The following is a 17,397-nucleotide window of genomic DNA, read 5'->3' as shown; positions in this document are numbered from 1 at the left end:
GGGTGCCCGGTCTTTGTTTCACGGGTCCCGGGAATTGGGAAACCGATTGGCTTCGGGGGGGGCCCCGCGGAGTGGGGGCCGCCCCGGCCCGATCCGCACCCCCGGGTGCCCCGCCGACCACGGAGGACGGCCATGGACCCCACCCCGCTCTCCCGCAACCGGGACTTCCGGCTGCTCTGGGCCGGCGGCCTGCTGGCCTCCCTCGGCTCCCAACTCGCCTCGATCGCCCTGCCGTTGCTGGTCCTGCGGGAGACCGGGTCGGCGGCCCGGGCGGGCGCCATCGGCACCGTCTCGGTCGGCGCGCTGCTGATCACCACGCTGCCCGGCGGGGTGCTCGCCGACCGGATCGAGCGGCGCCGGCTGATGCGGATCTGCGACGTCCTCGGCCTGCTCGCGGTCGCCGCCCTGGTCGTCGCGGTGCTGCGCGGGCACACCCCGCTGCCGCTGGTCCTGCTGGTCGCCGCCGCCGGGGCGCTGATCTCCAGCGTCTACGGGCCGGCCGCCGGCGCCCTGCTGCGCGCGGTGGTGCCCACCGGGCAGGCCCGCGAGGCCTCCTCCCGGATGCAGGCGCGCGGCGCCGCCGCCCGGCTGGCCGGACCGCTCGGCGGCGGGGCGCTGTTCGCCTGGCACCCGGTGCTGCCGTTCCTCGCCGAGGGCGTCGGCCTGCTGCTGTCCACCGTCTGCGTGGCGCTGATCCGGACCCGCGCGAAGCCCGCCACGACGGGCGGACCGGCGTTCAGCCGGGCCGAACTGACCGCCGGACTGGCCTTCGTCTGGCACCGGCCCTACCTGCGCACCCTGCTGCTGGTCTTCGGCCTCGGGATGAACTTCGCGTTCAGCGCGCTGATGTTCACCACCCTGGCCGTCGCCTCCGACGGCGGCCGCTCCGGCCTCGGCGGCGGCACCGTCGTCTCCTGCACCGCGGCCGGCGCCCTGGCCGGGGCGCTGCTCGCCCCGAGGCTCGCCGCCCGGGCCCGCGACGGCAGCCTGGTCGCGCTCGCCTGCTGGGCCTGCGCGCTCACCGCCGGGGTGCTGGTGCTGACCAGGGCCCCGCTGGTGATCGGACTGCTCTGCGCCGTCTGCATGTGCCTGTCCACCGTCGCCAGCATCGGCTTCGTCTCCGGCATGCTGACCGCCGCGCCGCCCGACCGGATCGGCCGGGTGCAGAGCGCGGCCGGCTTCCTGTCCACCCTGGTCCAGCCCTTCGGCCCGCTGGTCGGCGGCGTCCTGCTCGGCTCGCTCGGCGGCACCCGGACCTTCGCCCTGCTGGCCCTCGCCATCGCGCTCTGCGCGGCCGTGGTCACCTGGGCGCCGCCGGTCCGGCGCGGACCGGTGCTCAGCCCCGCCGTCTGACGCGCCGCCCGCCGACGCACCGCCCGCTCCCGGACGACCCGGAAGACTTCGGAACAGGAGGCCCACGATGGCCGACGTCCACGAGACCCAGCTCTACTGCCTCGCCGACCCGACGTACTACGACACCCCCGGACGGCTGCGGGACGGGGACAGCCGCTACCCGCTGGGCCTCGGCGAGCCGCCCGAGGGCTGGCGGCGGGAGCAGCGCGGGCTGTGGACGGTGCTGCGGCCCGACGGCGGCCACCTGCCCGAGCAGGGCTGGAAGCTGCACGTGTCGGCGGCGCAGGACGGCGCCGAGCGGACGCTGGCCGTCGTCGCGGGGATCTGCACCGCCCGCCGGGTGGCGTTCAAGTTCCTGCGCAGCCCGGTGGCGCTGCGGGTGGCCAACGGCAAGTACGCGGGGCGCGGCGGCAGCGGCAAGTTCGTCACCGTCTACCCGGCCACGGACGGTGAATTCGTCTCCTTGGCGGAGGAGTTGGCCGAGGCGCTGGCGGGCTTCCCCGGGCCGTACGTGCTCACCGACCTGCGGATCGGCGACGCCCCGGTGTACGCCCGCTACGGGGCCTTCGTCGAGCTGTGGTGCCGGGACGCGGAGGGCAGGACCGTCCCGGCCCTGCGGGACCCGTCCGGCGCGCTGGTGCCGGACCCGCGCGAGCCGGCCTTCCGGCTGCCCGCCTGGGTCGAGCCGCCGGCGGCGCTGCGCTCGCACCTGGCCGCTCGGGAGGCGGCTGGCGGGGAGCTGCCGTACCGGATCGTCGAGGTGCTCCAGGTCTCCAACGCGGGCGGGATCTACCTGGCCGAGAAGCACGGCACGGGCGAGCGGGTGGTGCTGCGCGAGGCCCGCCCGTACGCCGGGCTGGACGGCACCGGGGCGGACGCCCTGACCCGGCTGCGGCGCGAGCGGTGGGCGCTGGAGCGGCTGGCCGGGCTGGCGTGCGTGCCCCGGCTGCACGAGGTGCGCACGGTGTGGGAGCACACCTTCCTGGTGCAGGAGCACATCGAGGGCGTCCAGCTGTTCGCCGAGGCGATCCGGCGCTACCCGTTGGTGCACCAGAACTGCACCGCCGAGCAGCGCGCCGCGTACGCGCGGTGGGTGGGCGGGGTGGTGGACGGGCTGGCGGAGGCGCTCGACGCCCTGCACGCGCGGGGCGTGCGGTTCGGGGACCTCCACCCGGCCAACGTGGTGCTCCGGCCGGACGGGTCGGTGGTGCTGGTGGACTTCGAGTACGCGGCCGAGCTGGACGACCGGCGGGTGCCGACGGCCGGCGCCGCCGGGCAGCACGTCCCGCCCGGTCTGGGCGGCGCCGAGGCCGACCGCTACCTGCTGTGGGCCACCTGGCTGATGCTGCTGATGCCGGTGATGGAGCTCGCCGACTGCGACCCGGGCAAGCTCCCGGCGCTGGAACGGCGGGCGCGGGAGTGGTTCGGACTGGGACCGGAGGAGGGGCCGGTGCGGCCCGCGGCGGTGGCACGGGTGGAGTCGGCGAGCGAGCGGCGCGGCCGGGAGCTGCTGGCCGGGCCCTCGCTCGACCCGGTGTGCCGGGAGCTGGTCGCGGGCATCCACGCGGGCGCCACCCCGGACCGCCCGGACCGGCTCTTCCCCGGGGACGTGGCAGGCTTCGCCGACGGCGGGACGGGCGTATCGCACGGCGCGGCCGGGGTGCTGTACGCGCTGCACCGCGCCGGGGCCGACTGGCCGCAGGAGTACGCGGACTGGCTGGTCGCGGCGGTGCGCCGGCGGGCCGACCGCCCGGCCGCCGGCGGGCTGTACGACGGGCCGCTCGGCATCGCGCTGGCGCTGGCCCGGATCGGCCGGACGGAGGCGGCCGAGGAGCTGGCCGGGCGCGCCCGTACGGCCCTCCCGGCGCGCGCGGCGGGCCTGTTCGGCGGCCGGGCCGGCGCGGCGCTGGCCCGGCTGCGGCTGGCGGACGCGCTGGACAGCCCCCGGGAGTTGGCCCACGCGCTGGACGACGCACGGGAGTTGGCCGCGGTGCTGGGCGGCGGGCCGGTGCCCGGGCTGGACGAGCCCGCGGCCGCCGGGCTGCTGTACGGGCTGGCGGGCGTCGCGCTGCTCCAGCTGCGGCTGTACCGGCGGACCGGGGAGCGGTGGCTGCTGGACTCCGGGCGGGTGGCGCTGGAGCGGGCGGTGGCACGGTGCGTCCGGGTGCCCGACGGGTCCGCGCAGGTACTGGAGGCCGGGCGCAGGCTGGCCTACCTGGACCGGGGCAGCAGCGGGATCGCGCTGGTGCTGCGGGAGTACCTGGAGCACGGCGAACTGCCGGGCGGGGAGGCCTTCCTGGCCGACGTGCGGAAGGTCTGCGCACCCGGGTTCATCCGGGAGCCGGGGCTGTTCCGGGGCCGGATCGGGCTGACGCTGGCGCTGGACCGGCTGGGCGGGGCGCCGGCCCGGGAGGCGGTGCTCGGCCAGGTGGGCCGGCTCCAGTGGCACCTGGTGGCCCGGCCGGAGGGGCTGCTGGTGCCGGGGATGCGGCTGCGGCGCTTCTCGGCGGACCTGCACACGGGGGCGGCCGGGGTGCTGCTGGCGCTGTCCGGGCTGACGGAGGGGCGCGGGGCGGAGCGGGCGGACGTGCTGGACCTGCTGACCCTGGGGTGAGCGGGGCCCGGGGCTGTCACACGGGTTCCGGGGACAGAGCGGGCGCCGCGACGGCGGTCTGCGGTGCCCCGACGGTCTGCGGCGCCCCGACGACGGTCCGCACCGCCCGCTCCCGGGCGTGCAGATGGGTGAGCCGGGGCAGGGCGTACAGCGCGGCGTGGGCGGTGACCTCGCCGGTGGGGGAGGTGACCGCCCCGGTGTCGGTGAGCGCCTCCAGGGTGCGCAGGGCGAGCCGCTCGGGCCGGCCGAGGGCGGCGGCGGCCTCCGGGAGGGTGAAGAGCAGGGCGAGCGGCAGGGCGGCGAGCCGGGCCAGGGCGAGCCGGCCCTGGTCGGTGAGGTCGCGCCAGCCGGAGTCCAGCCGGGCCCGGACGGTGACGTCCCCGGCGACCAGTTCGTCCAGGGCGCCCGCCGGGTCCTCCAGCCGGGCCGCGTACTCGGCCAGCGGGAGGTGGCGCAGCACGGCCAGCCGGGTGCCCGCGACCCGTACGGCGAGCGGCAGCAGCCCGCAGGCGGCCGCGATCCGGGCGGCGGCGGCGCGGTCGGCGCCGGTGCGTCCGGTGCCGACGATGCGGCCGAGCAGGTCCAGGGCCTCGGCGGGGGCGAGCGGCGGGACGGCGATGCGGCGCACCGAGGCGAGGCCGGCCAGCTGGCCGCGGGAGGTGACCAGGACGGCGCTCGGGCCGAAGCCCGGCAGCAGCTCGCGGACCACGGCCTCGCCGGGGGCGTCGTCCAGGACCAGCAGCAGGCGGCGGCCGGCGAGCGAGGCGCGCCAGAGCGCGGCGGCCCGGGCGATGTCGGCCGGGGCGGTGTCGGCCCGGGCGGTGTCGGGCTGGGCCGGGTCGGCGGGGCCGGGGGCGGTCCGGTCGGCCGCGGCCGGTGCGGCGCCCGGGCGGCCGGTGAGGGCGGCGAGTTCGGCGAGCACCTCGGGCAGCGGGCGGGCGGCGCCGTCCTCGGTGCGCAACCGGACCAGTACCCGGCCGTCCGGGAAGCGGTCGGCGAGCAGGTGGCCGGCGTGTACGGCGAGCGCGGTCTTGCCGCTGCCGGCCGGGCCGGTGAGCACCGCGACACGTCCGCCGCCGGAGCCCAACTCGTCGACGAGCTGGCGTAGTTCGTCGGTTCTTCCGGTGAAGTCGGCGGTGTCGGCGGGCAGCAGGGAGCCGCCCGGGCCGGTGCCGCGGTCCGGGCGGGCGGCGGTGGGCAGGGAGCGGCCGCGGGCCAGCAGTTCGCGGTAGCGGGCGGTCAGCGCGGGGCTCGGCTCCAGGCCCAACTCGCGCGCGAGCAGCTGGCGGTGGGTGTCGTAGACGGCGAGCGCCTCGGCCTGTCGGCCGGAGAGGTGGAGGGCGTTCATCCGGGCGGCCTGGAGGCGTTCGCGCAGCGGGTGGCGCTCGGCGAGTTCGGCCAGGTCCTCGGCGACGGCGCCGGCGTTGCCGAGCTCCAACTCGGTCTCCGCCCAGTCCTCGTGGACGCCCAGGCAGCGGGCCTCCAGTCGGTCGGCCTCCGCCGCGACGGCGGGGGAGCGGCGCAGGTCGGCGAGCGGCGGGCCCTGCCAGAGGTCGAGGGCCTGGCGCAGCAGCCGGGCGGCGGGGGCGAGCGCACCGCCGTCGGCGGCGGCCCGGCCGGCCCGGGCGAGGGCCCGGAACCGGAGCAGGTCCAGCTCGGGCTCGGCGACCCGCAGCAGGTAGCCGGCCGCCGAGTGCGACAGCCGGTCGGGCCCCTCCTCGCGGCCGAGCAGGGTGCGCAGGGTGCAGATGTAGACCTGGAGGTTCTTCCGGGCGGTGCGCGGCGGCTCCTCGGGCCAGACCGCGTCGGTGAGCAGGTCGACCGGGACGGCGGTGTTGGCGCGGCTCAGCAGGACGGCCAGGACCAGCCGCTGCTTCAGCGGGCCGAGGGCCAGCGGGCGGCCGCCGGCCTCGCCGGTGAGCGGGCCGAGGACGGCGAAGCGCAGCCGGGTGGGGGTGGCGGGCTGGGCCAGGGGCATCGGCGTACCTCCGGGGCGTGGGCGGCGGCAGTGCGGCGGTGTAGCAGGTGGTGGGGGCCGTGCGGTGGTGGGCGCAGGCTACTTGACGGCCGATCGGCGCTGAAGGCCACGGAATCGACCGGCTTCGGTCACATCGGCCGCACAACCGGGGTGCCGGAAGGTGGGATCGACGGGGGGTTTCGTACGACTGTGCGGACGGCGTTCCGGCAGGTCGGGCCGGGTGGCGGGGGCCGGCCGGACCGGGCGGACGGACGGCGCGCGGGGCGCCGCCGGACGGGTGCGCGGGGCGCCGGGGAGGGGCGCGTTCCGGCGGTTCTCGACCGGGGCTCAGCGCCGCGGCGAGCGTGGCCCGAGCGGGCGGCGCGGTCGCGGGAGGCGGCCCGACGGCCGGTCAGGAGGCCGCGGGCGAGCGGACGGCAGGCGGTGGGCGAGCGGACAGGAGGTCCCGGTCGCGCGGTCGGGAGGTCCCGGTCGGGGGCCGGGAACTCGGGCCCAGCGGCCCCGGACGGGCGGGCCGAAGGGCCCTGGGGTGCGGAGGCGGCCTGTTCGGATCATGGAGCGCCACCCATTCGCACGATGTTCCGAAGGAGTGCGTCCTTGAGCGCCACCCAGGCACAGGGCGACCCCACCTCACCGCCGACGACCCTCCCCGCAGGGGCGGTCAGGGCCAGGAGGCCCGGTTCGGCCCTGGTCAGACTGCTGACCACCACCGACCACAAGACGATCGGCACCATGTACCTGGTGTCCTCGTTCGCGTTCTTCCTGATCGGCGGCATCCTCGCCCTGGTCATGCGCGCCGAACTCGCCCGGCCCGGAACGCAGATCCTCTCCAACGAGCAGTTCAACCAGGCGTTCACCATGCACGGCTCGGTGATGCTGCTGCTGTTCGCGATGCCGCTGTTCACCGGCTTCGCCAACTGGATCATGCCGCTCCAGCTCGGCGCGCCGGACGTCGCCTTCCCGCGGCTGAACATGCTGTCCTACTGGCTGTTCATGTTCGGCTCGCTGATCGCCGCGGCCGGCTTCGCGACCCCGCAGGGCGCCGCCGACTTCGGCTGGTTCCTCTACGCGCCGCTGTCCGACGCGATCCACTCGCCCGGCGTCGGCGCCGACATGTGGATCATGGGCGTGACGCTGTCCGGCTTCGGCAGCATCTTCGGCGCCGTCAACTTCATCACCACCATCATCTGCATGCGTGCGCCCGGAATGACCATGTTCCGGATGTCCATCTTCTGCTGGAACGTGCTGCTCACCTCGGTGCTGGTGCTGCTGGTCTTCCCGGTGCTGGCCGCCGCACTGCTGGCGCTGGAGTGCGACCGCAAGTTCGGCTCGCACGTCTTCGACCCGGCCAACGGCGGGGCGATGCTCTGGCAACACCTGTTCTGGTTCTTCGGCCATCCCGAGGTGTACATCCTGGCGCTGCCGTTCTTCGGCATCGTCTCGGAGGTCATCCCGGTCTTCAGCCGCAAGCCGATGTTCGGCTACTCGGGCCTGATCGCGGCCACCATCGCGATCGCCGGCCTGTCGGTGACGGTGTGGGCGCACCACATGTACGTCACCGGGCAGGTCCTGCTGCCGTTCTTCTCCTTCATGACCTTCCTGATCGCCGTCCCGACCGGGGTGAAGTTCTTCAACTGGGTCGGCACCATGTGGAGGGGCTCACTGAGTTTCGAGACCCCGATGCTCTGGACGGTCGGCTTCCTGGTCACCTTCCTCTTCGGCGGCCTGACCGGCGTGCTGCTCGCGGCCCCGCCGATCGACTTCCACGTCTCCGACTCGTACTTCGTGGTCGCGCACTTCCACTACACGCTGTTCGGCACCGTGGTCTACGCGATGTTCGCCGGCTTCCACTTCTGGTGGCCGAAGATGACCGGCAAGAAGCTCGACGAGCGGCTCGGCCGGATCACCTTCTGGACCCTGACCGTCGGCTTCCACGCGACCTTCCTTGTCCAGCACTGGCTGGGCGCCCAGGGCATGCCGCGCCGCTACGCCGACTACCTGGCCTCGGACGGCTTCACCACCCTGAACACCGTCTCCACCATCGGCTCGTTCCTGCTCGGCCTGTCGATCCTGCCGTTCCTCTACAACGTCTGGAAGACCGCCAAGTACGGCGAGAAGGTCACCGAGGACGACCCGTGGGGCTGGGGCCGCTCGCTGGAGTGGGCGACCTCCTGCCCGCCGCCGCGGCACAACTTCGTCAAGCTGCCGCGGATCCGCTCCGAATCCCCGGCCTTCGACCTCCACCACCCGGACATCGCGGCCCGGGACGTCCTGGAGCACAGCGGCAAGCCCGCCACGCACCTGGGCGACGTGGAGCCGGCGAAGTACGACCGGCCGCTGAGCCGGGCCGACCGGGCGCGGGTGGCGTCCGCCTCCACCGACTCGCCCTCCTCGGACGGCTGAGTCCGCTCCCCCCGAACGCCGTCCCCGCCCGCGTCGCTGCCCCCGGGCGGGCGGGGACGGCCCCGTCCGCTCCGCTCCTCACCCTCCTCACCCCTTCGTGACCAGGAAGGCCGGGTCGTGAACCACACCGTTCTCGCCATCGGCACCGCCGCCCTCACCGCGAGCGGCTGTGTCTGGTACCTGCCCGCCATCGCCGACCTCCAGGCCGGCGCCGACCGGCCCCGCTCCACCCGTACGGCCGCCGCGGCCTGCGTGCTCTGGTGGGCCGGGCTCGCGCTCGCGGGCGGGCTGCTGCTCGTCCTGTCGGACTGGCGGCCCGCCGCCCAGATCGCGCTCGCCGGACTGGTGGGCGGCGCGGCGCTGCGGGTGCGGGCCCTGGTGGACCGCCGCCGGGAGGTACGGGAGACGGCGGTCCGCTGGGCCGCCCTGGACGCGGGGCCCGCCCCGCGCTCCAACCGGCCGCCGGCGCTGGCCCTGGCGGGCTGGCTGGTGGTCGGTGCGGCCGTCGCCCTGCTCGGAGCGGCGGCCATCCTGCTGTCCGGCGGCGGCGAGGTCGTGCCCCGGGTCGTGCTCGCGGCGGTCAGCGGCGCGGGCGTCGCGCTCGCCTTCCTGCTGATGGGGCTGGGGAACGTCCGGCGGCAGGGGCGCTGAGGGCGCCCGGACCGGCCCGGTCGGGGTCGGGGCCCGTACGGGTCCTGCGGCCCGGTCCGAATGGGGCCGTTGGGCCCTGGGCCCGCGGCCGGTCGCGGGGGGATGATGCCCTGGGCCCCGCTGGGAGTGTGCGGGGGTGACGAAGGTGGAGCCGCGTGATGGCGACCAAGACGGAGGGTGCCGAGGCCTCGGCACCGGTCCGGGTGTTCCTGCTGGACGACCACGAGGTGGTGCGCCGCGGGGTGCACGACCTGCTGGACGGCGAGCCGGACCTGGAGGTGGTCGGCGAGGCGGCGACGGCCGAGCAGGCGCTCGTCCGGGTGCCGGCCCTGCGGCCCGACGTGGCCGTGCTGGACGTCCGGCTGGGCGACGGCGACGGCGTCTCGGTCTGCCGTGAGCTGCGCTCGCGGATGCCCGGGCTGGCCTGCCTGATGCTGACCTCCTTCGACGACGAGGAGGCGCTGCTGGACGCCGTGATGGCGGGCGCCGCCGGGTACGTGCTCAAGCAGATCAGCGGGACCGACCTGGTCGCCGCCGTCCGCACCGTCGCCTCCGGGCGCTCGATGCTCGACCCCGGCGCCGCGACCCGGTTGCTGAACCGCCTGCGCAGCGACGCCGAGCCCGCCCAGCCGGTCACCACCGGACCGGGCCTGACCGTGCGCGAGCAGGAGGTCCTCGAACTCATCGGCGAGGGCCTGACCAACCGGCAGATCGGCGAGCGGCTCTACCTCGCCGAGAAGACCGTCAAGAACCACGTCTCGCGGCTGCTCGCCAAGCTCGGCGTCGAGCGCCGGGTGCAGGCCGCCCTGATCGCCACCGAGCTGCGCCAGGCCTCCGCCGCCCCGCAGCCCTCCGTGCTGCGCTCCGGCCGGTACTGACCCCGGGCCCTGCCCGGCGGGTCCTCCGGGTCCTGTCGGGCGGGGCCGTGGGCCGTGGGGCCCGGGGCCGACGGCCCGCCGGGCGGGGCCCTCGCCGGGCCCCGCCGGGACCATCGGCCCTCGCGGCCCGGCCCGGGCCCGGGCGAGCATCGCTCGCATGAACCGCGACCACGTCCCGTCTCCCCGGCCCGTCCCGTCTCCCCGGCCCGTCCCGTCCCCCCGGCCCGTCCCGTCCCCCCGGCCCGTCCCGCACGATCGCCCCGTCCCGGCCGACCGTCCCGACCTTCCGGAACTGCGCGAACTCGACCGGAAGCGGTCGCTGGAGCTGCTGGCCCGGGCCGACGTCGGCCGGGTGGTCTACACCGTCGACGCCCTCCCGGCCGTCCTGCCGGTGCCGTTCCGGCTGGCCCCCGGCGGCGTGCTGCTCTCGGCCCCGGCCGGCTCCGAACTGGCCCGGGCGGTGGACGGCGCCGTGATCGCCTTCGAGGCCGACGAGGTGGACGGCCGGGACGGCTCCGGCTGGTTCGTCACCGTCCTCGGCCGCGCCCAGGTCCGCCCGGCCACCAGGGCGGCCGACCCGGGCGGCACGGTCCGCATCCGTATCCGCCCGGAACTCGTCATCGGCCGCTGCCTGGCCTGAAAGGGCCTACGGACCCAGCAACGCCCCGGCGGTGCGCAGGAGTTCGGCGTCCGCCGCCGCGTCCGCGGTGCCGGCCAGGCCGGAGCGGAAGAGCGAGGCGCCCTCGATCAGCATCACGAACACCCGGGCGCGGGACCGCCGTTCCTCCTCCGTCAGGGCCGGGCGGCGTTCGGCGAGGAAGCAGGCGACCAGCTCCTGGTAGCGGTCGTAGAAGGCCCGGACGGCGGCGGCCACCGAGGGGTCGCGGGCGGCCAGCGCCCACAGTTCGGCGAACAGGCGGACCAGGCGCATGTCCTGCTGCTCGGCGAGCAGTTCGCGGAGCAGGGCGTCCTCGTCGCGGCCCGGGTCGAGTAGCGGCGCGAGCCGTTCCACCGAGCGGGCGAGGACGCGCTCCAGCACGGCGGCCACCAGCTCGGCGTGGGTCGGGAAGTAGTGCTGGAGGTGCCCGAGACGGACGCCCGCGGCGGCGGCCACCGCCCGCATGGACAGCTCGCCGCTGCCCGTGGTGACCAGCAACTCCTCCGCCGTGTCCAGCAGTTGCTCCCGCTTCTGGGCACCCTTGCCGCTCAGGCCCCGGACGCTGCTCATGCCGCTGCCTCCGTGCCGCGCGCTCCGTCCGCCGCGGTGACCGTGACGGTGACGCCGAGGGCCGCCAGGTCCTCCAGCACCCGCCCGGGGCGCGGGGTCTGCTCCGGGAAGGCCACCCCGGCGGGCGGCGGGGCGCCGTCCGTGCCGAGCGCCCGGCGCAGCGCCAGCAGGGCGCCGACGGCGGTGAGTCTGGCCTGGCCGGCCCGGTCCTCGACGGTGGCGGTGAGGGTGCGTCCGCCGGAGGTGACGTCGGTGCGCAGCAGGGCGGTGCCGCCCTCGCCGGGGGAGTAGAGCAGGGCGCGGCGGGCCGGCTCCCACCGGTCGCCGCGGCCCCAGCGGAAGAAGCCGGCGTGCCGGGCCGCGAGCAGGGCGGTGGTGGAGGAGCGCGAGCTGAAGCCGATCCGGGTGGCGGCGGTGGTGGTGCCCAGGGTGAGCGGGAGGGTGAACTGCTCGGGGGTGTCGATCCCGGCGACCAGCGTCGGGGCGTCGCCGATCCGGACGGTCCGCGGGCGGCTGAGCGGCACGACGGAGCGGCGCCGGCCGTCCTGCACCACCTCGTAGTCGAGCCCCAGGCGGTCCATGAACTCGACCGAGTCGGCGCCGGCCCGGTCCGCGAGGTCCCAGCGGATGGCGGTCTCGATCCGCTCGGCCCCGCCCAGCCGGTCCGCCAGGGCGGCGGCGACCAGGCTGGTCACCCCGCCCATCCAGGCCGAGGAGAGCAGCACCGGGGCGGTCGGGCGCAGCAGGGCGGCGAGCGTGGCGGCCCGCTGGAGCCGGGCGGTCCAGCGGGTGACGTCCACGTACGGGACGCCCGCGCGGACGGCGGCCCGCAGCACCCGGTCGTCCGGGTCGTTGACCACCCCGACCACCGCCCGTACGGCGGCGGTGAACGGCTCGGGGTCGGCGAGGTCCCAGCGGCGGGCGGTGGCGTCGTCCAGTTCGGCGGCGAGGGCGCCGCCGCGCTGCTCGGAGCGGCCGGTGAGCAGCAGCGGCCAGGCGGGGGAGGCGAGCCGGGCGAGTTCGGTGCCGACAGTGCCGTAGCCGCCGACCAGCAGGACGGGGCCGTCGGGGTTGTGACGGAGGCGGTCGGAGGGGAAGGTGGGGTGCACGGGGATGCCGCCGGAAACGGGTTCGGTGCTCATGGAGACAAATATAGGTCACACGACCTAAAATTGTCGTCATGACTGAATCCACTGTTACCGGTACCACCGATGACCTGTGCTTCTTCGACAGCGGCCACGGCCGCCTCGCCTACCTCGACGCCGGTACGGGCGAGCCGCTGGTGCTGCTGCACGGCGGCCTGCTGGACCACCGGAGCTGGGCGGACCAGCTCCCCGCCCTGCTGCCCGCGTACCGGGTGATCGCGTTGGACACCCGTGGCCACGGCGCCTCCGACAACGCGAGCCGGCCGTTCCGGCCCGCCGACGACCTGGCGGCCCTGCTGCGCCACCTCGGCCTCGGCCCGCTGACGGTGATCGGGCTGTCCATGGGCGGGACGATCGCCCTCGACCTGGCGCTCGAACACCCGGAGCTGGTCCGCGCGTTGGTGATCAGCGGCAACGGCACCAGCGAGTCCGAGTTCACCGACCCGTGGCTCGGCGAACTCGCCGCCGACCAGACCGCGGCCCTCGCCGAGGGCGACGGCGAGGGCTGGATCGACTCCTTCACCCGGCTCGCCTCCGGGCCGCACCGCCGCTTGGACGAGGTCGACCCGGAGGTGGTGCGCCGGCTCAAGGAGATGACCCGGAACACCATTTCCAAGCACACCCCCGACGACCCCCAGTACCTGGTGCCGGTCACCGACACCTGGAAGCGGCTGACCGGGATCACCGTCCCGCTGCTGGCGATCAACGGCGGCATCGACTCGGCGGACCACGTCAACCTGGCCGAACGGGTCGTCCGCACCGTCGTCGACGGCCGCGCGGTGACCGTCGAGGGCACCGGGCACTACCCGAACATGGAGCGGCCGGCGGAGTTCAACGCCCACCTGCTCGCCTTCCTGGGCGCCCTGCGGGGCTGACCGCCCCGCGGCCGCCGCTGGCTCGGCCGCCGCGCGGCGAGGGAGGCCGCGCGGTCCGAGCAGGCCTCAGGACCCGACCGGGGCCTCCCATGCCAGCCGGGTGCCGCCGCCCTCGGCCGGGTCGACGGTGAACGAGCCGCCGACCCGGTCGGCGCGCTCGGCCAGGTTGCGCAGCCCGCTGCGCCGCCCGCCCTCGGGCACGCCGACGCCGTCGTCCGTCACGGTCAGCGCCACCCGCCCGGCCAGCGCGCGCAGCGTCACCTCGACCCGGGACGCCCCGGCGTGCCGGGCGGCGTTGCTGAGCGCCTCGGCGAGGACCGCGACCACGTGCCCGGCCAGCTCCTGCGGCACGTCGGTGTCCAGCAGGCCCTCCATGCTCAGCCGGGGCGCGAAGCCGAGCGGCCCCTGGGCCTCGGTGACCACCCGGGTGGCCCGGGCGCGCAGGCCGCGGTCCGGCTCGCTGTGGGCGCGCAGGCCGAAGATGGTCGAGCGGATGATCTTGATGGTCTCGTCCAGGTCGGCCACCGCCCGGGCCACCCGGTCCGCCGCGGCCTGGCTCTCGATCAGCCGGCCCGCGCTCTGCAGCGTCATCCCGGTCGCGAACAGCCGCTGGATCGCCAGGTCGTGCAGATCCCGGGCGATCCGGTCACGGTCCTCCAGCAGGTTCAACTGCTCGGCGTCGCGCCGCCGTTCGGCCAGCTCCAGGGCCAGCGCGGCCTGGTCGGCGAAGCCCAGCAGCGGGCCCGTCTCCTCCGGCCCGAAGGCCGGCTGCCCCTGCGCCCGGGCCAGCAGCAGCACGCCCCGCCCGTACCCGGCACCGGTGCCCAGCGGCACCGCCACCGCCGCGCCCAGCCCGTCGAAACGGCCCGCCGGACCGGCCGGGAAACGGGTGTCGGAGGCCAGCTCGTCACTGGTGGCCGGCGAACCGGAGGCGTACGCGGCGCCGGACAGCGTGCCGTCCACCGGCACCGTCACCCCCAGCCGCGCGGAGGGATCGGCGCCGAGCGCCACCTCCACCGTCAGCTCCTCGGCCCGCTCCTCCGGGCCGGCCAGCGCCACCGAGACGTCCGCCAGCTCGGCACCGGAGATCTCCCGGGCCCGGCGGGCGATCAGCTCGACCACCTCCAGCCGCGGCGCCCCCGACAGCAGGCTTCGGGTGATCTCGGTGCTCGCCCGCAGCCAGCGCTGGCGCAGCTGCGCCTCCTCGTACAGCCGGGCGTTGTCGATCGCCACCCCGGCCGCGACCGCCAGGGTCGAGATCACCGCCTCGTCGTCCTCGTCGAAGTCCAGCCCGCCGCGCTTGTCGGTCAGGTAGAGGTTGCCGAACACCTCGCCGTGCACCCGCACCGGCACCCCCAGGAAGGTGTGCATCGGCGGGTGGTTCGCCGGGAAGCCGGCCGAGGCCGGGTGGTCGGACAGCACCGGGCAGCGCAGCGGCCGCGGCTCGCGGATCAGCTCGCCCAGGATGCCCCGGCCCGACGGCGGCGGGCCGATCTCGGCGATCTCCTCCTCGCTCAGGCCCACCGTCAGGAACTGCGACAGGGTGTGCCCGTCCGGCCCGATCACCCCGAGCGCCCCGTACCGGGCGTCCACCAGGTCGGCGGCGGCCTCCACGATCCGGTGCAGCGCCTGCGCCAGGTCCAGCTCACGCCCGACCGCCAGCACCGCCTCCAACAGGCTGTGCACCCGGTTCTGCGTGCCGCGCGCCGCGTCGATCCGCCACTGGAGCTCCTCCAGCAGCTCGTCCAGGCGCAGCCGTGGCATCCGCGCGCCGCCACCCGCCGCGCCGCCGTCCGCTCCGCCCACCGCTGTCCTCCTCGTCGTCCTGCCCTGACCAGCCCGTCCACCGTCCGGACGCACCCCGCCCACCGTCCGGACGGCCCCCGCCGCCCGACCCGACTCGGGTGCCGTCCGACCAGCGGGATTGCCGTGTTCACGGTAGTGCCCCGGTGTCGGTGGCCGGGACGGCGGGGTCGGCCGTAGGCTCCGTCGGGCGGGCCTTTCGTCCCGTCGCGGAGGGTCCTGCGGCCTCTGCCGCCGGGCCGTGTGCGGGTGCCAGGGTGGGGGAGGAGCGGACGGGGCGTCAGAGCGCACCGCGGCCCGCACCGAACCGCCGAGCGTCGACAGCGTGTCGACAGTGTGGAGGAAGAGACATGACGTCAACCGTGCTGGCCGGGGTCGACGGGTCGCCGCAGAGCACCGCGGCCGTTCACTGGGCCGCCGCCGAGGCGGTGCGCCGGGGCGCCTCGCTGCGCCTGGTGCACGCCTGGCCGTGGCTGACCGACGGGGTGTCCTCCTTCGCCGAGTCGGACGACCTGCCCGAGGCCGTCCGCCGCACCCTGGCCGAGGCCGCCGAGGACGTCCGCGGCCTGCACCCGGACCTGACCGTGGAGACCGACGCCGTCCTGGACGCGCCGGTGGACGGTCTGCTGGCCGCCGCCGCGGAGGCGGAGCTGCTGGTGCTCGGCTCGCGCGGCCGCGGCGGCTTCACCGGGCTGCTGCTGGGCTCGGTCAGCATCTCGGTGGCCGGGCGCAGCACCGTGCCGCTGGTCGTGGTGCGCGAGGCCGGAACGGCGGGCGAGAGCGGCAAGGGCGAGGTGGTGGTCGGCGTGGACGCCCACACCCCGGAGCCGGAGGTGCTGGACTTCGCCTTCCGGGCGGCGGCCCTGCGCGGCGCCCGGGTCCGGGCGGTGCACGGCTGGGACCTGCCGCCGGTGTTCGGCTACGCGGGCGGCGCCGTCCCGGCCGCCGAGCTTGGCCAGCTGGAGGCGCTGGAGGCCGAGCTGCTCTCGCTCGCCCTGGCCGGAGCGCGCGAGCGGTACCCGGACGTCGAGGTGGTCGAGGACGTGCAGCTCGGGGCCGCCCGCGCCCTGGTCGAGGCCTCCGCGGGCGCCGCCCTGGTGGTGGTTGGCCGGGGCCGCCGCCCGATTGAGTTCGGCCCCCGGCTCGGCCGGGTCGCGCACGCCGTCCTGCACCACGCCGAGGCTCCCGTCGCGGTCGTCCCGCACGGGTGACGGACGCCCGTCCGGTGGATCCGCCCCCGTCCCGATCCACCGGACGGGCCTTTGCCCGCCAAGGCCCCCCGCCCGGCCGTCGTGAGGACGGGCCCAAGGGCCCTGTCGTCCGCGCGGCCGGGCGCGCACGCTCGGAAGCAGCGGGACCTCCGGGCCCGTCCTGACCCCGCGGTTGATGCCGAAGCCCAGCGGCTGAAGGAGTGGATCGCCATGACGCTCGACCCGGCTCTCACCCAGATGCTCAGCGCGGCCGACCTGCGCCTGCTCGCCGCCGCCGGCGGCGCGGCGCCGTCGCTGCACAACAGCCAGCCCTGGCGGTTCGTGCCGACCCCGGACGGTCGCGGGCTCGCCGTGTACGCCGACACCGATCGTTCCGTACCGCTGGCCGACCCGGCCGGCGCCGCCGTGCACATCGCGGTCGGCGCGGCCGTGTTCAACCTGCGGGTGGCGGCCGGGCGGCTGGACCGGGAACCGCTGGTCCGGCTGCTGCCGGACGTCGCCGAGCCCGGGCTGCTCGCCGTGCTCGACCTCTCCCGCCCGGCCGTCGCGGAGGCGCCCTTCGGCCGCGACCTCTACCCCGCCATCGCCGCCCGGCACTCCAGCCGCGAGCCCTTCACCCAGCGCGACGTGCCCGAGGCGGTGATCGGCGAGTTGATGGCCGCCGCCCGGGAGGAGGGCGTCACCCTGGCCGCGCTGGAGGAGGAGGGCGTACGGCGGGTGCAGGAGCTCACCGCCGACGCCGAGCGCCGCAACGCCGCCGACCCGGCCAGGTCCGCCGAGTCCCGCGCCTGGCTGCGGCCCGACGACGGCACCGCCGAGGACGGCATCCCGCGGTCGGCGCTCGGCCCGCAGGACCACGACGCCCGGGTGCCGATGCGCGAGTTCGGCGGCCGCCCGCCGGAGGCCCCCGAGCAGCCGCCCTCGCAGCGCTTCGAGGCGCTGCCCCAGCTGTGCACCCTCACCACCCGCGGCGACGGCCCGCCGGACTGGCTGCGCACCGGGCAGGCGCTGGAGCGGGTCTGGCTGCTGGCCACGCTGCACGGCGTCCGGCTCACGGTCTGGCACCAGGCGATCGAGTGGCCGGACACCCGCTGGGCGCTGCGCGACCCGGCCGCCGGGCCGGGCCACGTCCAGCTGGTCCTGCGGGCCGGCTACGGCCCGCCCGGGGCGGCCACCCCGCGCCGGGCGGTCGAGGAGACGCTCGGGGAGCGGCCTTCCTGAGCCGATGACGTAGGGCGTGTCCCGCGGACCGGAAGGG

General features: G+C 76.5%; 13 protein-coding genes. 9 read left to right on the top strand and 4 right to left on the bottom strand.

Features of this window, described 5'->3' with window-relative positions:
- The first annotated feature begins 132 nt into the window (after positions 1 to 132).
- Both ACFU7Z_RS18455 and lanKC read left to right on the top strand, forming a co-directional pair.
- A complete protein-coding gene (locus tag ACFU7Z_RS18455; RefSeq protein WP_380778273.1) occupies positions 133 to 1,353 on the top strand; it encodes an MFS transporter in 1,221 nt (406 codons plus the stop codon).
- Between the two features lie 67 nt (positions 1,354 to 1,420).
- Entirely contained in the window at positions 1,421 to 3,967 is a 2,547-nt protein-coding gene (gene lanKC / locus ACFU7Z_RS18450) for a class III lanthionine synthetase LanKC (RefSeq protein ID WP_380778271.1), read from the top strand.
- 16 nt (positions 3,968 to 3,983) lie between these two features.
- On the opposite strand, the gene ACFU7Z_RS18445 is transcribed toward lanKC, so the two are convergent.
- Positions 3,984 to 5,945 (bottom strand): BTAD domain-containing putative transcriptional regulator, encoded by a 1,962-nt coding sequence (locus ACFU7Z_RS18445; RefSeq protein WP_380778269.1) that lies wholly within the window; start codon positions 5,943 to 5,945, stop codon positions 3,984 to 3,986.
- A gap of 576 nt (positions 5,946 to 6,521) precedes the next feature.
- Here ACFU7Z_RS18445 and ctaD point away from each other — a divergent pair.
- The 4 genes from ctaD (at position 6,522) to ACFU7Z_RS18425 (ending at position 10,517) form a co-directional block, all read left to right on the top strand.
- On the top strand, positions 6,522 to 8,348 hold the full coding sequence (ctaD, locus tag ACFU7Z_RS18440; protein WP_380778267.1) for a cytochrome c oxidase subunit I: 1,827 nt from the start codon (positions 6,522 to 6,524) through the stop codon (positions 8,346 to 8,348).
- A gap of 117 nt (positions 8,349 to 8,465) precedes the next feature.
- Positions 8,466 to 8,999, top strand: a complete 534-nt coding sequence (locus ACFU7Z_RS18435) for a hypothetical protein (protein WP_074003717.1) — start codon at positions 8,466 to 8,468, stop codon at positions 8,997 to 8,999.
- 158 nt (positions 9,000 to 9,157) lie between these two features.
- Positions 9,158 to 9,877, top strand: coding sequence for a response regulator transcription factor (locus tag ACFU7Z_RS18430; RefSeq protein WP_074003716.1), 720 nt, complete (start codon positions 9,158 to 9,160; stop codon positions 9,875 to 9,877).
- A 292-nt stretch (positions 9,878 to 10,169) separates the two neighbouring features.
- Entirely contained in the window at positions 10,170 to 10,517 is a 348-nt protein-coding gene (locus ACFU7Z_RS18425) for a pyridoxamine 5'-phosphate oxidase family protein (RefSeq protein WP_380778275.1), read from the top strand.
- 6 nt (positions 10,518 to 10,523) lie between these two features.
- Here the strand turns inward: ACFU7Z_RS18425 and ACFU7Z_RS18420 are convergent, their stop codons facing one another.
- A complete protein-coding gene (locus ACFU7Z_RS18420) occupies positions 10,524 to 11,105 on the bottom strand; it encodes a TetR/AcrR family transcriptional regulator (RefSeq protein WP_049659243.1) in 582 nt (193 codons plus the stop codon).
- Positions 11,102 to 12,247 carry a saccharopine dehydrogenase gene (locus ACFU7Z_RS18415; RefSeq protein WP_380778265.1) on the bottom strand — a complete coding sequence of 382 codons (1,146 nt, stop codon included), beginning with the start codon at positions 12,245 to 12,247 and terminating at the stop codon, positions 11,102 to 11,104. The genes ACFU7Z_RS18420 and ACFU7Z_RS18415 overlap by 4 nt, the downstream gene beginning before the upstream one ends.
- Positions 12,248 to 12,285: 38 nt before the next feature.
- Here ACFU7Z_RS18415 and ACFU7Z_RS18410 point away from each other — a divergent pair, with 38 nt between their 5' ends.
- Positions 12,286 to 13,125 carry an alpha/beta fold hydrolase gene (locus tag ACFU7Z_RS18410; RefSeq protein WP_380778263.1) on the top strand — a complete coding sequence of 280 codons (840 nt, stop codon included), beginning with the start codon at positions 12,286 to 12,288 and terminating at the stop codon, positions 13,123 to 13,125.
- Positions 13,126 to 13,191: 66 nt separating this feature from the next.
- Here ACFU7Z_RS18410 and ACFU7Z_RS18405 read toward each other — a convergent pair whose 3' ends face one another.
- A complete protein-coding gene (locus ACFU7Z_RS18405) occupies positions 13,192 to 14,889 on the bottom strand; it encodes a GAF domain-containing protein (RefSeq protein ID WP_074003842.1) in 1,698 nt (565 codons plus the stop codon).
- 389 nt (positions 14,890 to 15,278) lie between these two features.
- Here ACFU7Z_RS18405 and ACFU7Z_RS18400 point away from each other — a divergent pair, with 389 nt between their 5' ends.
- Together ACFU7Z_RS18400 and ACFU7Z_RS18395 are read left to right on the top strand one after the other, a co-directional pair.
- Positions 15,279 to 16,139, top strand: a complete 861-nt coding sequence (locus ACFU7Z_RS18400) for a universal stress protein (RefSeq protein ID WP_380778261.1) — start codon at positions 15,279 to 15,281, stop codon at positions 16,137 to 16,139.
- Between the two features lie 210 nt (positions 16,140 to 16,349).
- Entirely contained in the window at positions 16,350 to 17,360 is a 1,011-nt protein-coding gene (locus ACFU7Z_RS18395) for an Acg family FMN-binding oxidoreductase (RefSeq protein ID WP_380778259.1), read from the top strand.
- Positions 17,361 to 17,397: the final 37 nt, after the last annotated feature.

Source organism: Kitasatospora sp. NPDC057518 (assembly GCF_042802075.1).
Taxonomy (GTDB): Bacteria; Actinomycetota; Actinomycetes; order Streptomycetales; family Streptomycetaceae; genus Kitasatospora.
Note: the sequence above shows the minus strand (reverse complement) of the source record. Positions and strands in the feature narration are given on the sequence as shown.